The sequence below is a fragment of the Rhizobium sp. K102 genome (genome assembly GCF_022385315.1).
Lineage (GTDB): Bacteria > Pseudomonadota > Alphaproteobacteria > Rhizobiales > Rhizobiaceae > Rhizobium > Rhizobium croatiense.
The window spans coordinates 3,522,876-3,540,000 of record NZ_CP092436.1 but is presented as its reverse complement, the minus strand read 5'-3'; the positions used below and the strand labels follow the sequence as shown (position 1 = coordinate 3,540,000).

Here is a 17,125-nt window from a genome sequence, read left to right as displayed (position 1 = left end):
AGAGTATACCAAGGCGCTTGAGAGAACTATGTTGAAGGAACTCGGCAAATTGCACGCGTAACTTCGGAAGAAGCGTGACCCCATTTTACGCAAGTATGATGGGGTGGCACAGACCAGGGGGTAGCGACTGTTTATCAAAAACACAGGGCTCTGCGAAGTCGCAAGACGACGTATAGGGTCTGACGCCTGCCCGGTGCTGGAAGGTTAAGAGGAGAGGTGCAAGCTTTGAATCGAAGCCCCAGTAAACGGCGGCCGTAACTATAACGGTCCTAAGGTAGCGAAATTCCTTGTCGGGTAAGTTCCGACCTGCACGAATGGCGTAACGACTTCCCCGCTGTCTCCAACATAGACTCAGTGAAATTGAATTCCCCGTGAAGATGCGGGGTTCCTGCGGTCAGACGGAAAGACCCCGTGCACCTTTACTATAGCTTTACACTGGCATTCGTGTCGGCATGTGTAGGATAGGTGGTAGGCTTTGAAGCGGGGACGCCAGTTTCCGTGGAGCCATCCTTGAAATACCACCCTTATCGTCATGGATGTCTAACCGCGGCCCGTCATCCGGGTCCGGGACAGTGTATGGTGGGTAGTTTGACTGGGGCGGTCGCCTCCGAAAGAGTAACGGAGGCGCGCGATGGTGGGCTCAGACCGGTCGGAAATCGGTCGTCGAGTGCAATGGCATAAGCCCGCCTGACTGCGAGACTGACAAGTCGAGCAGAGACGAAAGTCGGTCATAGTGATCCGGTGGTCCCGCGTGGAAGGGCCATCGCTCAACGGATAAAAGGTACGCCGGGGATAACAGGCTGATGACCCCCAAGAAGTCCATATCGACGGGGTTGTTTGGCACCTCGATGTCGGCTCATCGCATCCTGGGGCTGGAGCAGGTCCCAAGGGTTTGGCTGTTCGCCAATTAAAGCGGTACGTGAGCTGGGTTCAGAACGTCGTGAGACAGTTCGGTCCCTATCTGCCGTGGGTGTAGGAATATTGACAGGATCTGTCCCTAGTACGAGAGGACCGGGATGGACATATCTCTGGTGGACCTGTTGTCCTGCCAAGGGCATAGCAGGGTAGCTATATATGGACGGGATAACCGCTGAAGGCATCTAAGCGGGAAACCCACCTGAAAACGAGTGTTCCCTATCAGAGCCGTGGAAGACGACCACGTTGATAGGCCGGGTGTGGAAGTGCGGCAACGCATGAAGCTTACCGGTACTAATAGCTCGATCGGCTTGATCGTTCTCATTGACTGTGCTCATCTCAAGGCGACCGCAAAGCGGTCGTCCTGACAAGGCGAAGGCGCCAGCCTTTGCCCGGTCCCGGCGAACACGAAGTGTTCGTCCGGTTGAAGGCCAAAGACGTGTTCAAAACAAAACACTACCGACTAGTCACTAATCACTAGTCACTCGTGTACCAGCTTCTCAAATCAAAAGTTGCGCTTTGCCGACCTGGTGGTTATGGCGGGGTGGCTGCACCCGTTCCCTTTCCGAACACGGCCGTGAAACGCCCCTGCGCCCATGGTACTTCGTCTTAAGACGCGGGAGAGTAGGTCGCTGCCAGGTCTGCAAAGCGCAACTAAAATCTTCTCAATCACAAAACTCTACGGCCCAAAGCCGATCAAAGGGCCGCCCACAAAGCGGCCTTTCGTGTTACAATATACCGCGGGGTGGAGCAGCCCGGTAGCTCGTCAGGCTCATAACCTGAAGGCCGCAGGTTCAAATCCTGCCCCCGCAACCAAATAAATAGCCCGCCTCGTGCGGGCTTTTTGTTTGGTAACGGGTCGAGGATTTAACGCCTCTTCAGGGGCCCGCAAGGAGGCAAAGCCGACGAAGCGGGATAGAAAACTACAAATCCTGCCCCCGCAACCAAACTCTTCAATAGACAATACTCAAAAGCCCGCCAATCCGGCGGGCTTTTTTGATTCCAGAACACATCTGAGCGAGCACTCAGTCCCAAAGGACCGGGTTCCGATCCCTCATCTCCAGCGCATTCCGTGCCAGGAATTCCGCGGCCTGGACCGTCTCCAGTGCGTTCGCCGCCTCCCTGAAATATGGCAGCGTTTGCCAGAGCGTGCGATCGCCGACAATGTAGAAGCGGCGCTTGGCGCGCGTCAGCGCGACGTTCAAGAGGTTTGGCTTGGAGGCGGCCCAGCCGGCCGCTCCGCGATGGTCGGCATCGGCGCCGAGCACCATGAAAACGATATCCTCTTCCTTGCCCTGGAACGTATGCACAGTGAGCGTACGGTGAGCTGTTTTTGCTGATCGGCCAAATCAGGCGATGTTCTGGCATTAGAACCAGCATTAGTGCTGACATTAATACCAGAACGAAGAGGTTTCATGGCTCGCATAGAGATCATGTCCGGTACCGAGCGCAGACGGCGTTGGTCGGACGAGGCGAAGCTGAGGATACTTGCGGAAGCTGATGAGCCCGGTGCTCGCATTGGCGATGTGGCGCGCCGGCACGACATTCATCCGGGCCAGATCCGCTTGTGGCGGCAATCATTCAACTATGCCGATCGGCCGACGGTGTTCCTCCCGGTGGAAATCACGGAGGAGGTTGGCGTAAGCCAGCCGTCTACCGCATCAACAAGGCCGACGATCGTTGAGATCTTGCTTCGAAACGGTCGGAGCTTGAAGGTTGCGGTTGACGTTGAGTTGAAGCTGCTTGGCCCGCTCGTCGCTTGCGTGGAGGCGGTATGATCGGCCCATCGGGGAATGTGAGGGTCTATCTGGCCTGCGGAGTGACCGATATGCGGCGTGGCATTGATGGTCTGTCCGCGCTGGTCGAGACGGTCGTGAGGGAGGCACCGGGCTCGGGCGCAATCTTCGGCTTTCGCGGAAAACGCGCGGACCGGATCAAGCTTCTTTGGTGGGATGGCCAGGGGTTCTGTCTGTTCTACAAGATTTTGGAGCGCGGATACTTTCCCTGGCCGACGGCGAAAGAGGGTGTAGCGCACCTGACGCAGGCGCAGCTTTCGATGCTCGTTGAGGGGATCGATTGGCGACGCCCGGCGTGGACTTCCGCTCCCGGCCGAACGGGATAAAAGCTATATTTTGCAGGGGCATGGGAAGCTTAACGCTGGTGCGTCAGAGGCAAATCGGCTAGTTTCGCGGATATGGAAACAGCGCCGCTGGACAGTCAGGACGAGCTCAATACTTTGCGCGCACTCGTCGCGGAACAGGCGGCAAAACTTGAGAGCCAGGAAGCCGAGGTCATCAAGCGAGACTCCATAATCGGGCTTCTTCGCGCGCAACTGGAGCTTCTCCGACATCGGCAACATGGCGCGTCTTCGGAAAAGATCGACAGGAAGATCGAGCAATTCGAGCTGATGTTGGAGGAGATCGAGGCCTCCCGGGCCGAGGCTGAACAGCGCTCCGGGAAACCGCCTCTGCCGGAGTTGGACGACGCATCCGAGAAGCCGAAGCGCAAGCCTCTACCCGATGATCTCACCACCGAAGAACTGGTCTATGCAGCTCCCTGCAATTGCCCGACCTGCGGTGGCACTTCGTTCCTGAAGGCGGCCGACAGAGTGGTCCAGGTGCTGGAGCACGTGCCGGCGTCGGTCAAGATTGTCCGGCATGTCGAGAAGCGCATGATCTGCAGGGAATGCGATACGACAGTGGCTGGCGAGATGCCGACCTTGCCGATCGAGCGCGGCAAACCCGGGCCGGGGCTGCTCGCCCACATCATGATCGCCAAATTCGACGATCACATTCCCCTTTACCGCCTGTCAGAGATGTACGACCGGTTGGGGATAGACATCTCCCGATCCGTAATGGCCGACTGGGTCGGCCGGGTATCTGCATTGCTGACACCACTTGTCCTGTTAATCAGGGCCCATATCGCCGCACTCGACCGAATACATACGGACGATACCCCGGTCGATGTTCTCGACCCCGGGCGGGGCAAGACAAAAACCGGCAGGGTCTGGGTCTACATCTTTGACGGCAGTGGCTATCAATCCGCCACTCCCGCAGCCATTGCCTATTACTACAGCCCCGACCGCAGGGGCGCACATCCGGCTGATCACCTGGCAAGCTTCAGCGGCGTCATGCATGCCGACGGCTACGGGGGTTACAAGAAGCTCTATGGCAACCAGATCATTGAAGCCGCCTGCATGGCGCATGTGCGCCGCAAGTTCCATGATGTGATAAAGCTCAAGCCGTCTCCGATCGCTGAGGAAGCGCTGTCACGCATCGGCGCTCTCTACGATATCGAGAACCGTATCCGAGGCATGTCGGCTGACGAGCGGCGCACCCTGCGCCAACACCATGCCCGGCCTGTTCTGGACGAACTCAAGGCCTGGATCGAGGCGACACTCTCGACTTTGCCTCAGAAGCAGAGGCTGGCCGAGGCGATGCGATATGCCCTGTCGCGATGGGCAGCCTTAAGCGTCTACATCGACGATGGCCGTGTCGAAATCGACAACAACATCGCTGAACGAGCCATGCGTCCGCTTGGAATTGGAAGGAAGAACTGGCTGTTTGCCGGCTCGGACAAGGGCGGCGAGCGCATCGCCAACATCCTCACCATCATCGAGACGGTCAAACTGCAAGGCCATAATCCAGAGGTCTATCTGACGGATGTCCTGACCCGGATCCAGGATCACCCCGAAGACCGAATTGAAGACCTCCTGCCTTGGAACTGGACGCCGGCAAAAGCTCGATGCGAGGCCGCCTGATGGCGCGCTCGAGGTTCATCTACACACTCAGCCAAGTCGCCGGCATGATCGGCGAAAACCTCGAACTGATCGAAGAAGTGACCGCAAACTCGGACAACATCTCCGAAGGCGAACTGGTTTACGTCGGCGATGGCAGTGAAGACGGCACGAAGGGTCTGACCGAGAATGGCATCGAAGAACTTCAAAGCCTACTCGCCGACATCAGGACGTGGGACGGCGGTATCCGCGAGTTCCTCATCGACACACAGTGCGATCCCGAAATAATCGACCGCATCATGGCCGATGAGATGAAACGCGGCCTATAGATTCCATCTCTCGACACCCGAAAATGCGTTCGCCGGACGCTTACTATGCACAGTGCCTATCCGTTCCTGAAGCCACTTCTGCAGTTTCGGTGGAGATGCGCCCGTGTATCCGTCCTGGTCGGTCCATCGCGCGTGGGTCAACGCCCGTCTCAGACTGTTCTTCACCTCCTTGAACGGCGAGATGATGTAGAGGTCCGGCAATGCACCGGACCGGCGGTAGGTCGCGGCGAGCAGATCGACGATGAAGTCCGTCTGCTCCGCAACGGCCTGCTTGCCCGAAACCTTGCCCCTGACGTCGATCCAGGCGCTGTCGCCATAGAAGGGCGGCGCGTCGCCAGCCGGCCGGCGCTCTGCCAGCCCGAAGATCATCTTGTTCTGGTAAGCGATCTGGTTGGCGAGGCTGAACATCGGATCGATGCAGCGTCGATGCACTCTGAGCGGGCTGCCGATCCAGAGCCCGTCTGCTTCCTCGTTTTGAAGCGTTGTTCCGTAGCGATTGGCGGCATCGGCCAGCATCTGCACTGACACCCTGTTCGGCGAATATTGGCCTTGCGCCGTGTGCGGTGAGAGAGCCGAAGCTGCGCCGATCAGCGCGCTCGGAAGAGTAAAGACCGGCTCGATCTGCTGGGGATCGCCGATAACCATGACGCGGCGCGCCCGCAACAAGGCCCCGACCGCTGCCTGCGGCACGGCCTGGCCGGCCTCATCGATGAAGACCCAGCCGATCGAGCCGGCTTCGAGACCACGGAACTGCCGGGCGAAGGAGGCGAATGTCGTCGAGACGATGGGAACGACCATGAAGAGGCTTTGCCAGATCGATGCAATATGTTTGTCATCGACGGGATTGTTGTTGGACAGCAGCTTGCTGACGGCAACGATATTTCCGCCGAAACCTCCGCCCTTCCGGCCGACCTCAGCCAGCCACGCTTCATGCAGCGTCAACGCTGCTTCGAACAATGCCGAACGCAGAGCCGCCAGTTCGTCCTGATGCCAGAGACCGTCAATCTGCACCTGATCGCTTTCGAGGTCGCCGAGGCGCTCCGGCGCGGCGGGATGATCGAGAATTTCTCCCATCCGCTCGACTTCTTCTGTCTTCGCAAGCCAGATTTTCCGTCGTGACCGCAGTGCCCGTTCGGCTTGGTCATGCGCCCGTAAAGCGCGTTCCAGCGCGGGTTTATCCGTCTTCGCAAGCCGAGCTTCGCATTCTGCCAGCGCCTTGCGCAGCTCCAGTTGCTTGCGCGCATTGCCGACGACGTCTTGCCGATGCTGCCGGGCGGGGTTGGTCGCTAGCACTCTCTTCCATCGCGCCGGAGCGCTGCGGTCGAGCAGCTGTTCCTCCTCTTTCAAAGAAGACAAACTGTCCTTGATCCGGCCCATTTCCGCCGCGATCTCGTCGCACTGGTTCTGCGCATGGCGAAGGTCGTCAGCGGCGGCGGCCAGCTTTTCCAGCGGTTCGCGGCAGAATGCATCCTGCGTAACATGCGCGATTTCATGACGGAGATCGGCATAGCGCGCATATTGGCCGATCTTGTCGCGAACCACGTCGTCGGCGGCATGAAAGGCGGCCGATGCTTCGGCGAAGGTCGGTCCCTCATAGCTCTTCAGCCATTCCCAGATGGTCTGCGGCTTCTGGGCGCCCGACCAGCCGGGCTTCGGCCTGTCGGTGATTTCCATGAAGGCGAAGCGTTCCTTGAACGCTCGACGGTTCCTGGAATTGCCGAGCACACAGGCGATCAATCCCCACGGGCGATCGCCGTCGGAGAGTTTGATCACGCCCCCATTGTCCTTCTGGCAGGCGATTTTATGAGCGACCGTCTGCAGGTAACGGAAGGAAGACGTCTTCGAAATCGAGCTCTGCTTGGGAAGGTCGCGCGAGATATTCTCGACGGCGGCATTGTTGGAGGACGCGACGATCATTTCGAATCCGGCGAGCGCCGGGATCAGCGTCGATATCGAGGCCGTGCTGCGGTCGGCAAAAGTGACGCGGCGCGGCGCGCCGTCAAAGGCATCGCGTGCCGTCTCGAGGCCGCCCAGGATCCGAGCCCGCCGAACGATATTGTCCGCGAACATGTCGCGCAGCAGGGTCGTCTTTCCGGTGCCGGGCGGACCGTTGACCGAGAACAGTCCGGTTTCCGAGCGGTCGCCGATCGCCGAATTGATCGCGAACTGCTGCATGAGGCTCATGGCGAGGTGAGGTTCGCTCAGCCAGCGTCCGCGGTTGAGATTGGCGGGATGCAGGGCCCGAACGATGGTGCGGCGCCCATCTTGCGAATAGAGGTCGACCCGCTTTTCATCGGTCAGCGGGGTGAGATATCGCCTGAGCGGCTCTGGGACATTACCCTGCTTGACGCAGATCATCGCCCCTTCGATGTCCTCGACGAAGAAGCTGTTCAGGATGCCAATGTCTTCTTCACCGTCTGCACTCTCGTCTTCCTCGTCGTCGGCATTGGGGGCATGGTCCTCCTGTTGTGGCTGTAGGGAGATGAGATCGGGTCTCTCCGCCCTGTCACGGTAGCGTATTTCGACGGCGGCGATGGGCCTCTCCTGGCGCGAGACAAAGCTCGCCCAATCGCAGAGCAATTCATGCAGCGCCAGGATTTCGGCGGCGTCGATCGGCTGATCAATGCCGGCCTCGAAGGCTGAAGATGTCAGCTGTCGCTGCGCCCGAAAGTTTTGAAGCAATTCCGACAGCTGCCGTTTGCTGTCGGCAAACGCCTCATGGCTGAGTGAGGCAAGCCCGGATTTCTGCACGCGTCCGAGAGCCCATGGAAGCGTGGAAACCGCAAAGGTTTCGAACATCGGCTGTCCCAGCGGCGTAAGCCGCAGGCTGGCAAAGCAGGTATCGCCATTGAGATCGCCGCGTTCTGCATCCTCGTACTCGGCAATATCGGCCGCAACGCTGTCGAAGTGCTGGCGGATATCGGCAATTTCGGATTTGCTGAAAACGCCGAGGAACAAGGTGAAGCCGGTAATCTGCTTCTCCTCGGGTATGACAGGACGGCTGAGTGCCGCGCCATCCTGCAACAGCGTTTTTGCATGCAGCCAGAAAACGGTCCGTCCTTCCGCTGAGACGAGCCGACTGGAGAGATCGTAAGGTATGAAAAACTCGATTTTGTGCCAAAAATCGAGAATGGCCAGAAGCCGCTCCCGTTCTGTCCTGTCTCCATCGGTCTGCATGACTTCTCACTGAGGAGTTGCTAAGTGGCTCTCGCCTCTTTTAGCAGCGATTGCAGCTCAAAATCAAAGAGCACGGTGATTAGGCGCCAGGCCGAACGCGTTGGGAGCGCGCAAGGCGCGTCCATGCAGATGCGGGCGGGAGGCGTTGAAGGGCAGCGCTGGCCTTGGCGGCATAATCGAGTGTGGTCGGATCGTTCGCGGGCCGCCTCCGCTGGCAAAGATCATATAAATATGACAATTTGTACTGGAATATTACATTCGTCTGATTATCTATAGTGAAAGCAAATATAACGCTGCAGTACATGATATAACAAAAATACAACCGAAGCGTAGTAATGTATCGTTTTTCGCCCCCGAAAACTAATCACTTTGGGCCATTTCCTTCCTTCTCAATCCGTATTAACATAATTAAGAAATGTCTAAAGAAGAGGGCGGTGACATCAAGGGGGCGGCATTTCATACTATCTTCTACCCGCCATCGCTTCACGTTTGAGTAAAGTGTAACGCTAGGGGAGGCGTATATGTTCATGACAGGCTCAGGAATGGAGAATACCGACCAGGCAAGAAAGTCTAGCCCTTCCGGAGATACTATCCTTGTAGTTGCCAAGGCGGATCTGTTTTCAGAATGCATGGTAGAGGCGCTGGCAAAGAAATTCCCGAACTGCGATGTGCCAAGCATAGCAAATACGAAGCCGATGCTGGAAAAGGATGCCAGCGATCTAAAGCTCGTTTTATTCTATCATATACCTCAGCCTGAGCTTCAGGACGCGTTGAAGGCGGTACGGGAAAATCACCCGGAAACCTCGATCGGACTTGTTGTCGAGGCCATCGACATGCTGGAACCCTATGTCAGCCGTTTGGTCGAGGCAAGGATCATCGACGGCGTCCTGCCGCTCAATCTTCGGCTTGATGTCTTCATGGCCGCGGTGGATCTGCTGATGAAGGGCGGAGAGCATTTTCCCTCGGCACTTCTTAACCGTCTCGCCAACAAGAGCCCCGAGCTGGAGCCTTCACTCTATCAGTCGAAATCGGTCGATGCCGCGCGCAACAATGCGCTCAAGCTGAGACGCGACAGCATCTCCGCTTTGACGACCCGCGAGGTTCAGATCCTGGATCTCATCTGCAAGGGGACGCAGAACAAGATCATCGCCGACAAGCTGCATCTTTCCGAAAACACGGTGAAGGTTCACGTCCGCAACATCTACAAGAAGATGAACGTCCGAAACCGCACCGAGGCAGCGTCCCGCTTCTTCAACGACCATCCGGTCGGCGATGACGAGATGTCGAGCCGATGGCGCAACTGATCTGCAGCGCGCCGCGTCTGTTCAGGCGCGCAAGGAACGCTGCATCAGGTTGAACTGCCGGATAATTTTATCCTTGCATCGATATCGATTCCAAGGATTTGTTTCAGATCGACGGGCGCGCAAAGCAGCGCGACTTCTGTCCGAAGCCGCTCGGAGAGCAGATATACGGGGCGGACCCGTGATAGGCGACGACGCGGGCAGGTGCCGCGGCCGGCCGCACGGCCCGGTTTTCCGGGTAGGCGTATGCCTTCGAAACACGTGGCGTCTCGACGACGACGACATTCTTTTCGCGACGGCGGCTATCTCGTCGTTAACGACCGCACAGGCCGTCGCTCCGACCGCAAGAAGCGTCGTTCCCCAGGCAAACATCGCAAAATGAAATAGACGCCAGCCTTTCGGCTGCGCTGCGGCGTGTTTTTTCGACATGGCCAATCCCCTCGCATATGGCGCTCCCGGATGCAAGACCGGTCGTGCAGATCTGCGCGGCCAGCCCTTCAATTCTCTTGTACCCGTTCTTGATTGAGCGAAGCTTGAGCGACGCGTGGATACCCGTTCTACGTGAAAAAAAGATAGAAAATGATTAATTATTTGTTACACCAAAGAACAACTTCGTAGTTATTTTGGATTGAGAACGCTTTTAAAGTTGACCTCGATAACAATCGTCTTATGATCCGAATAGTAAGTAGGTTATCCGAAGAATAACAATAGAGTTATTCAAGTTGAGATACTCAAGTTGATGAATGTCTGACCGGATAATGGAGGCACGCAGCGCCTGAATAAATCAAAAGACTAAACATGGGAAGGAGTTTGTAATGCGTAGTTTCGTTCCCGGCGAAGGCTATTCTGAAGTAGAAGGCGTGCCGGTGCTCAAGAATCTGGGCACTGCTCTTGTCAATGGCGGGGCCGGTTTTCTTGGCTCGCATCTCTGCGAAAGGCTTCTGCTACGCGGCCACAGCGTCATATGCCTCGATAATTTTTCGACCGGCCGCCGTGTGAATGTCGATCATCTCCTGTCGAACCCCCGTTTTCGCATCATCGAGCATGATGTCCGGCAGCCCTTCGATATCGAGGCGTCGCGCATCTTCAATTTTGCCTCGCCCGCGTCTCCGCCCGATTATCAGCGGGATCCGGTCGGCACATTGCTCACCAATGTGCTCGGCGCCGTCAACACCCTGGACTGTGCGCGAAAGACGGGCGCGATCGTCGTTCAATCGTCGACGTCGGAGGTTTATGGCGATCCGAATCAGAGCCCGCAGCGCGAAACCTATTGCGGCAACGTCAACCCGATCGGGCCGCGCGCCTGTTACGACGAAGGCAAGCGCAGCGCCGAAACCCTGTTCTTCGACTACCACAGAACGCATGGCGTCGACATCAAGGTCGGCCGCATCTTCAACACCTATGGACCGCGTATGCGCCTGGATGACGGTCGCGTGGTCTCCAATTTCATCGTGCAAGCTCTACGCAACGCCGACCTGACGATCTACGGCGACGGCCAGCAGACCCGCTCTTTCTGCTATGTCGACGATCTCGTTGAAGGTTTCCTGCGTTTCTCGGCAGCCGGCAGCGGCTGCCACGGCCCGATCAATCTCGGCAACCCCGGCGAGTTCACCGTCCGCCGCCTGGCGGAAATCATCCGGGATCTCACGAATTCGCGTTCCCGCATCGTTCACCTGCCTGCTGTCGTCGACGATCCGCGCCAGCGGCGGCCGGATATTTCCCGGGCGATGACCGAGCTGGGATGGCAGCCTCACATCGAGCTCGAAGCCGGCCTGGCGCGCACCGTCGAATATTTCGACGGCCTGCTTGCCTGGACAGAGAAGGCGGAGGCCGTATGAGATGCCCCGCTACATTCTCGTCACCGGCGGCGCCGGTTTCATAGGCAGTCATATCTGCAAAGCGCTGTCGCGCGCCGGCATGATCCCGGTTACCTACGACAACCTGTCGACCGGACATGCCGACAGCGTCCGCTGGGGCCCGCTCATCCGGGGTGAACTCGGCGATGCGGTGGCGCTGCGCCGGACAATGGCCGAATTTTCGCCCGATTGCGTTATCCATTGCGGCGCCAACGCCTATGTCGGCGAATCCGTCGAGATGCCGAGAAAATATTACCGCAACAACGTCGTCGGCAGCCTCACGCTGCTCGAAGCCTGCCTCGATCAGGATATCGACCGGATCGTGTTTTCGAGCAGCTGCGCAACCTATGGCGTTCCCGCCTCCTTGCCCATACGGGAAGAAACCCCGCAACAGCCGGTCAATCCCTATGGTCGCACCAAGCTGATCATCGAGATGGCGCTCGAGGATTTTGCCGCCGCCTATGGCATCCGCTTCGCCGCATTGCGTTATTTCAACGCCGCCGGCGCCGATCCGGATGGCGAACTTGCCGAGCGTCACGAGCCCGAAACCCATCTCATTCCTCGCGCCCTTCTCGCTGCCGCCGGCAGGCTGGAGCGGCTCGATATCTTCGGCACCGACTATTCGACCGCGGACGGAACCTGCGTTCGCGACTATATCCATGTCAGCGATCTCGCGCAGGCGCATCTGGCCGCCGTCAATCACCTGATGGCGGGCGGCGGCTCCCTCAGCGTCAATCTCGGTTCCGGCCGGGGCACCTCGGTGCGCGAGATTCTTGAAGCCATCCATCGCACGACCGGCCGTGAAGTGCCGGTCCGGTATCGCTCCCGCCGCGCTGGCGATCCGCCGATCCTTTTTGCCAATACGGCAAGGGCGAAGGCGGAACTCGGCTTCGCGCCGGCACTCTCGGATATCGATACGATCATCCGCACCGCCGGTCCCACCTTCGGACTGGAGGTGACGGCATGAGCGACGCTTCGCACATCGGCTATGGCCTCGCGCCTGCGAAAACCGCCGCCGCCGAAACATTCGATCCTGTTTTCACCGGCCGCAGACGCGTCGCCTATGGCTTCGGCATCCTCTGCTGGCTGGCCGCACTTGGGTTTTTCTGGATTTGGTGGTGCCAGTCCGCCCATATCATTTCCTGGACTGCGTTCGTGCTCATCACCGCCGTGCTCGCCTGGATCACGCTCGTCCCGGCCTATTTCATCCTGATCTTCCTCGATGCCAGGACGATCAGCTCGCGTGCACGGCTGCCGGAAGGGCGCGTGGCGATGGTCGTCACCAAGGCGCCGTCCGAGCCCTTTGCCGTCGTCCGCGCCACACTGCAGGCGATGCTCGATCAGATCGGCGTCGAGTTCGACGTCTGGCTGGCCGACGAGGATCCTTCGGAGGAAACCAGACGCTGGTGCGCCGAGCACGGCGTGCTGATCTCCACCCGAAAGGGCGTGGCGGCGTATCACCGCACGACCTGGCCGCGCCGGACCCGGTGCAAGGAAGGCAATCTTGCCTATTTCTACGACCATTTCGGCTATGCGCGTTACGATTTCGTCGCCCAGTTCGACGCAGATCATGTACCGACGCCGACTTATCTGCGGGAAGTCCTGCGCCCCTTTGCCGATCCCGGCATCGGCTACGTCTCCGCGCCCAGCATCTGCGATGCGAATGCGGCGGCAAGCTGGGCGGCGCGGGGAAGGCTCTATGCGGAGGCAAGTCTGCACGGTTCGCTGCAGACCGGTTACAACAATGGCTGGGCGCCGCTTTGCATCGGCTCCCACTATGCGGTTCGCACGTCAGCCCTTCGTGAGATCGGCGGCCTCGGCCCCGAACTTGCCGAAGATCACTCGACGACGCTGATGATGAATGCCGGCGGCTGGCGCGGTGTCCATGCCGTCGATGCGATCGCTCACGGCGACGGTCCGGCGAACTTCGTCGATCTCGCCGTCCAGGAATTTCAATGGTCGCGCAGCCTCGTCACCATCCTGCTGCAATATTCCCGCCGCTACGTCACCCATCTGCCCTGGCACCTGAAATTCCAGTTCGTGTTTTCGCAGCTGTGGTACCCGCTTTTCTCCGCCATCATGGCCGTAATGTTCCTGCTGCCGGTTGCCGCTTTGCTGACGGGCCATGTCTTCGTCAACGTAACCTATCCGGATTTCCTGCTGCATTTCGCGCCGATATCGATCGTGCTGACGCTGTTTGCCGTTTTCTGGCGAGCAACGGCAACCTTCAGGCCGCACGATGCGAAACTGTTCGGCTGGGAGGGGCTTGCCTTCATCTTCCTGCGTTGGCCATGGTCGCTGGCCGGCAGCCTCGCAGCTGTTCGCGACCATCTCTGCGGCTCTTTCGTCGACTTTCGCATCACGCCGAAAGGCCGGCAGGAGCAGCAGTCTTTGCCGCTGCGCATCGTCGCGCCCTATATCGGCCTCGCCGGCCTTTGCGCCGTCGCCATGGTGTTCGCCAACGATGCGGCCGCCGCCCAGGGCTTTTATATCTTCGCCGCGATGAATCTCATCATCTATCTGCTGCTGACGGTGCTGATCGTCCTTCGCCACGCAATCGAGAACGGGCTGCCGCTGCTGCCGCAGTCACGCGGCCTGTGGCTGGCGACGGCGACGGGGCTCGCGATCTGCGTCACCGGCGGCATGCAGGCCGGCGGCCATGGGCTGCGCAGTCTCGAAGCCCTTTCGCACGGTCAGACTGTCATCAGTTTCAGCCAATCGCAATTTGCCGTGGCCGGAGCCGGTCTGGGCGGCGGCAAAACCCGGACCGTGAAGTTCCGCATCAGATGGAATGGGTTCGGACGCACGGGACGCGACGAACAAGGTGCATGAGCCGGGGGAACCGGCCAGCGTCGAGGAGGAGAATGTAATGCGTATCGGATCGAGACTATATGGGGCGGCCCTTGCTCTCAGCCTGTGCCTGCCATTGGCGGCGCAGGGCGCCGAGACCGCAAAGAAGAATGAGCCGACGCCGCTCACCGCCTATGAGCTCTACCGGATCTACGGCGACAGGACCTGGACCTGGGACACCGGTGGCGGCCGCTTCATCGAGGATGGCCGGCGGTTTGTCGCCTGGGTGAACGACAAGGGCAAGCAGTCCTTCGCCGAAGGCAAATGGGTTGTCGACGACCTCGGCCAGCTCTGCATGCGTGCCACCTGGACGAATGCCGAGGGTGCAGCGCGCGCCAGCACCTGTTTCGGTCACCGCAAGATCGGCAACACGATCTATCAGCGGCGCCAGCCGAACGGCAACTGGTACATCTTTCGGCATTCCTCGGTGCGAGAGGATGACGAATTCCGCAAGCTTGTTGCCGCGGACACCGTCAGTGCCAAGGCGCGCGATCTGAAGCAGCTCCTGTCGGACCAGGAACTTGCCCGAAAAGGAGGGTGAGCCATGAAGACGCTGATGAAAAACCACCTCTCGACCGCCGCGATCGCGCTGCTGCTATTGTGCGCCACGGATTTGCCCGGCCGAAGCGAAATGCAATATGCGGGCATCGCCCCGAACCAGACATCCGGCATACGAACGATCATCGATAAACGCCCGGTGGTTCATGCCGACGGCATCAAGTTCGGCGCCTATGACCCGCATGGGGATTTCGGCGCTCAGACCAATGTCTCGACCGAGGCCCTGTTCCTGCCATGGGAAGACGTTGACCTGGAGACGCTGCGCGTTGCGGATGCCTATGCACAGGCCAGAGGCCGTAACCTGCTGATAACGGTCGAGCCGTGGTCCTGGGACGTTGACTGGCGGCTGACCTCCGAAGAGCTTCGCCGCAAGGTGCTGCGGGGCGATTACGACGTCAACATGCGGGCAATCGCGCAGATGATCTCGCAGCTGAAGAGCCCTGTGATCGTCCGTTGGGGCCAGGAGATGGAGGACAAGTCAGGTCGGTTTTCGTGGTCCGGCTGGAACCCGCAGGACTATATCACCGCCTACAAACGGATGATGGATATCGTCCGCGACGAGGCGCCCGGGACCGAGCTCATGTGGTCGCCGAAGGGAGAACCCGGCCTTGATGCCTATTATCCCGGCGACGACTACGTCGATCTTGTCGGCCTCTCGGTTTTCGGGCTCCAGCGCTATGACGAACTTGCCTACAACAAGCATCGGACCTTTTCGGAAGCGTTGAAGCAGGGCTATGATCTCGTCGCCGGCTATGGAAAGCCCGTCTGGGTCGCAGAGCTCGGCTACGAAGGCGGCGACGCCTATATGAGACCCTGGATCGAAACCGCGACGCTGAAGCAGAGCGCCTTCCCGAACCTTCAGGAAGTGGTCTATTTCAATGACCGCGACGTACACGCCTGGCCCTTCAATCTCGGCCGGCCGGACTGGCGCGTGGTCGAAAGCCTGGCAGCCAACTGAAAGCATCTGAAGCGCAAATCCATAAGATCGCAACGCGCTTCAATCAGGAAAACAGAAAGGCCCGCCGGGGTTTTGCGGGCCTCTCCTCTCATATCCGGCAGCCGATCATCCCTTGAGCGTTGCCTTACCCTCTTCGACGAGCCGGGTCGCCGCATCGGCGGGCGAGGTCCGTTCGAAGGCGAGTTCGTCGCAGATCGGGCGCAGCACGCGCTGGTCGAATTGGGTTGCACCCATCGGCACCGGCGGCGGATATTCGCCGACCTGATCCTTGAGCATGTTGACGTATTTGACCGTTTCCTGTTCCGTCGGGTTCAGCTGCGGCAGGATGGCCTCACGCACGGTCGGCGACATCGGCACGCCGCGCTCGACGCCGAGAATCTTGCCGGCCTCGGTGTCGTTGACGAAGAAGTCGATGAATTTTGCGGCCGCTTCGCCGTTCTTCGTCGTGGCGCCGACACTCCAGATCAGCGCAGGGCGGTAGTAGTGGCCCGACGGCCCGCCTTTCTTTTCCCGTGGCAGCATGGTGATGCCGAGCTTGTTCTTGATGATCAGCTGATAGCCGATCATTTGGTTGGAATAGGCCATGCCGATCACCGATTTGCCGAGACCGAGGCTATTGGTGTCGATGGTGTTCTGGTCGAGCGTCTGGACGTCGGCAGCCACCGTACCCCCCGCCTTGCGCAGCTTCTCCCAATAGTCGAACCATTCCGTCGCATCGTCGGCCGTGAAACCGAGCCCGACGCTTTCCCTCGCAAAGAGGCTCTTGCCGCGTTGGCGCAGCCAGGCGTCGAACACATAGGCGTAGCGGGCCGCATAGGGGCCTCCGCTCTTGCCGGACGCCTTGGCGAGTTCCACGGCGAGCTTGGCATATTCATCCCAGGTGAGATCGGGTGTCGGCAGCGGAATGCCGGCCTTTTCGAATTCGACCGTGTCGAAGAACATCGAGAAGGAGTTGAGGCCGAGGCCGACGCCATAGAGTTTGCCGTCGATGGTGGTCAATTTCAGCATGTCGGGGCCGAAGGACTGAACCTTCAATGCCGATGGGACGAACTCGTCAAGCGGCATGCAGGCGCCGCGCTTGGAATAGTCGGAGATCGTCCCCGGTTCGAGCTGGAAGATGTCGGCGATCGAGCGCCCCGCCATCTGGGTGGCGAGCTTCGTCCAGTAGCCGTCACCGGAAAGCGATTCACCGACGATCGTGACGCCGGGTGTCTTCGACTGGTAGAGTTTGGCGACGTCGAGCGTGCGTTTGGCGCGGTCGTTGGACCCCCACCACATGGCGCGCAGCGACGTGTCTTCGGCAAAAGCCGGAATGGCGCGTCCCGCGAATGCCAGGCCGGCAGCTGCGCCGGCGGAGCCCATCAGGAATGAACGGCGGTTGACCTGCATACTATCCTCCCTTGTCCCTTATATGCCCGCGGCCAATCCTCCAGAGTGTCGTCGGG

General features: G+C 59.3%; 12 protein-coding genes, 1 tRNA gene, 2 rRNA genes and 2 pseudogenes (1 of these 17 running past the window's edge). 13 read left to right on the top strand and 4 right to left on the bottom strand.

Features of this window, described 5'->3' with window-relative positions; translation table 11 throughout:
* The 3 genes from MHI61_RS23490 to MHI61_RS23480 all read left to right on the top strand — a co-directional run.
* Window positions 1-1,234 (top strand): 23S ribosomal RNA (locus MHI61_RS23490) (it extends 1,565 nt beyond the left edge of the window).
* A 207-nt stretch (window positions 1,235-1,441) separates the two neighbouring features.
* Window positions 1,442-1,556: ribosomal RNA gene (rrf, locus tag MHI61_RS23485) — 5S ribosomal RNA — on the top strand.
* A 98-nt stretch (window positions 1,557-1,654) separates the two neighbouring features.
* Window positions 1,655-1,731, top strand: a tRNA-Met gene (locus MHI61_RS23480).
* A gap of 209 nt (window positions 1,732-1,940) precedes the next feature.
* Here the strand turns inward: MHI61_RS23480 and MHI61_RS23475 are convergent.
* Window positions 1,941-2,231: pseudogene (locus tag MHI61_RS23475) on the bottom strand (AAA domain-containing protein); the annotation flags it as partial.
* Between the two features lie 99 nt (window positions 2,232-2,330).
* Between MHI61_RS23475 and MHI61_RS23470 the strand changes: the two are divergent.
* The 4 genes from MHI61_RS23470 to MHI61_RS32825 all read left to right on the top strand — a co-directional run bounded on the left by MHI61_RS23470 (window position 2,331) and on the right by MHI61_RS32825 (window position 4,980).
* Complete coding sequence (locus MHI61_RS23470; protein WP_009996987.1) at window positions 2,331-2,693, top strand: transposase; 363 nt, start codon at window positions 2,331-2,333, stop codon at window positions 2,691-2,693.
* The gene (gene tnpB, locus MHI61_RS23465) at window positions 2,690-3,037 is read left to right on the top strand and encodes an IS66 family insertion sequence element accessory protein TnpB (protein ID WP_009996986.1); all 348 of its coding nucleotides are present in this window, start codon (window positions 2,690-2,692) and stop codon (window positions 3,035-3,037) included. The genes MHI61_RS23470 and tnpB overlap by 4 nt, the downstream gene beginning before the upstream one ends.
* Window positions 3,038-3,109: 72 nt before the next feature.
* The gene (locus MHI61_RS23460) at window positions 3,110-4,675 is read left to right on the top strand and encodes an IS66-like element ISRel19 family transposase (protein ID WP_009996985.1); all 1,566 of its coding nucleotides are present in this window, start codon (window positions 3,110-3,112) and stop codon (window positions 4,673-4,675) included.
* Window positions 4,675-4,980 carry a hypothetical protein gene (locus MHI61_RS32825; protein ID WP_009996984.1) on the top strand — a complete coding sequence of 102 codons (306 nt, stop codon included), beginning with the start codon at window positions 4,675-4,677 and terminating at the stop codon, window positions 4,978-4,980. Before MHI61_RS23460 ends, MHI61_RS32825 begins: the two co-directional genes overlap by 1 nt.
* On the opposite strand, the gene MHI61_RS23450 is transcribed toward MHI61_RS32825, so the two are convergent.
* Window positions 4,975-8,157 carry an AAA domain-containing protein gene (locus MHI61_RS23450; protein WP_239790779.1) on the bottom strand — a complete coding sequence of 1,061 codons (3,183 nt, stop codon included), beginning with the start codon at window positions 8,155-8,157 and terminating at the stop codon, window positions 4,975-4,977. The genes MHI61_RS32825 and MHI61_RS23450 overlap by 6 nt on opposite strands.
* A 521-nt stretch (window positions 8,158-8,678) precedes the next feature.
* On the opposite strand from MHI61_RS23450, the gene MHI61_RS23445 reads away from it, so the two are divergent.
* Window positions 8,679-9,461, top strand: a complete 783-nt coding sequence (locus tag MHI61_RS23445) for a response regulator transcription factor (RefSeq protein ID WP_239790777.1) — start codon at window positions 8,679-8,681, stop codon at window positions 9,459-9,461.
* A 103-nt stretch (window positions 9,462-9,564) separates the two neighbouring features.
* On the opposite strand, the pseudogene MHI61_RS23440 reads toward MHI61_RS23445, so the two are convergent.
* Window positions 9,565-9,887 (bottom strand): annotated as a pseudogene (locus MHI61_RS23440) (hypothetical protein).
* 386 nt (window positions 9,888-10,273) lie between these two features.
* Here MHI61_RS23440 and MHI61_RS23435 point away from each other — a divergent pair.
* The 5 genes from MHI61_RS23435 to MHI61_RS23415 are packed head-to-tail and all read left to right on the top strand — an operon-like array spanning window position 10,274 to window position 15,680.
* Window positions 10,274-11,296 carry a UDP-glucuronic acid decarboxylase family protein gene (locus MHI61_RS23435; protein ID WP_239790776.1) on the top strand — a complete coding sequence of 341 codons (1,023 nt, stop codon included), beginning with the start codon at window positions 10,274-10,276 and terminating at the stop codon, window positions 11,294-11,296.
* Between the two features lies 1 nt (window position 11,297).
* The gene (gene galE, locus MHI61_RS23430) at window positions 11,298-12,281 is read left to right on the top strand and encodes a UDP-glucose 4-epimerase GalE (RefSeq protein WP_239790774.1); all 984 of its coding nucleotides are present in this window, start codon (window positions 11,298-11,300) and stop codon (window positions 12,279-12,281) included.
* Window positions 12,278-14,146, top strand: coding sequence for a glycosyltransferase family 2 protein (locus tag MHI61_RS23425; protein ID WP_239790772.1), 1,869 nt, complete (start codon window positions 12,278-12,280; stop codon window positions 14,144-14,146). Before galE ends, MHI61_RS23425 begins: the two co-directional genes overlap by 4 nt.
* A gap of 37 nt (window positions 14,147-14,183) precedes the next feature.
* The gene (locus MHI61_RS23420) at window positions 14,184-14,705 is read left to right on the top strand and encodes a DUF995 domain-containing protein (RefSeq protein WP_239790770.1); all 522 of its coding nucleotides are present in this window, start codon (window positions 14,184-14,186) and stop codon (window positions 14,703-14,705) included.
* 3 nt (window positions 14,706-14,708) lie between these two features.
* Window positions 14,709-15,680 carry a glycosyl hydrolase gene (locus tag MHI61_RS23415; RefSeq protein WP_239790768.1) on the top strand — a complete coding sequence of 324 codons (972 nt, stop codon included), beginning with the start codon at window positions 14,709-14,711 and terminating at the stop codon, window positions 15,678-15,680.
* 105 nt (window positions 15,681-15,785) lie between these two features.
* On the opposite strand, the gene MHI61_RS23410 is transcribed toward MHI61_RS23415, so the two are convergent.
* Window positions 15,786-17,069 carry an ABC transporter substrate-binding protein gene (locus tag MHI61_RS23410; RefSeq protein WP_239790767.1) on the bottom strand — a complete coding sequence of 428 codons (1,284 nt, stop codon included), beginning with the start codon at window positions 17,067-17,069 and terminating at the stop codon, window positions 15,786-15,788.
* Window positions 17,070-17,125: the final 56 nt, after the last annotated feature.

Excerpts from the sequence above, each read along its gene's own strand:
- MHI61_RS23410 (WP_239790767.1), bottom strand. The coding sequence starts at position 17,069 with ATGCAGGTCAACCGCCGTTCATTCCTGATGGGCTCCGCCGGCGCAGCT.
- galE (WP_239790774.1), top strand. The coding sequence starts at position 11,298 with ATGCCCCGCTACATTCTCGTCACCGGCGGCGCCGGTTTCATAGGCAGT.
- MHI61_RS23470 (WP_009996987.1), top strand. The coding sequence starts at position 2,331 with ATGGCTCGCATAGAGATCATGTCCGGTACCGAGCGCAGACGGCGTTGG.
- MHI61_RS23445 (WP_239790777.1), top strand. The coding sequence starts at position 8,679 with ATGTTCATGACAGGCTCAGGAATGGAGAATACCGACCAGGCAAGAAAG.
- MHI61_RS23435 (WP_239790776.1), top strand. The coding sequence starts at position 10,274 with ATGCGTAGTTTCGTTCCCGGCGAAGGCTATTCTGAAGTAGAAGGCGTG.
- MHI61_RS23415 (WP_239790768.1), top strand. The coding sequence starts at position 14,709 with ATGAAGACGCTGATGAAAAACCACCTCTCGACCGCCGCGATCGCGCTG.
- MHI61_RS23425 (WP_239790772.1), top strand. The coding sequence starts at position 12,278 with ATGAGCGACGCTTCGCACATCGGCTATGGCCTCGCGCCTGCGAAAACC.
- MHI61_RS32825 (WP_009996984.1), top strand. The coding sequence starts at position 4,675 with ATGGCGCGCTCGAGGTTCATCTACACACTCAGCCAAGTCGCCGGCATG.
- MHI61_RS23460 (WP_009996985.1), top strand. The coding sequence starts at position 3,110 with ATGGAAACAGCGCCGCTGGACAGTCAGGACGAGCTCAATACTTTGCGC.
- MHI61_RS23420 (WP_239790770.1), top strand. The coding sequence starts at position 14,184 with ATGCGTATCGGATCGAGACTATATGGGGCGGCCCTTGCTCTCAGCCTG.
- tnpB (WP_009996986.1), top strand. The coding sequence starts at position 2,690 with ATGATCGGCCCATCGGGGAATGTGAGGGTCTATCTGGCCTGCGGAGTG.
- MHI61_RS23450 (WP_239790779.1), bottom strand. The coding sequence starts at position 8,157 with ATGCAGACCGATGGAGACAGGACAGAACGGGAGCGGCTTCTGGCCATT.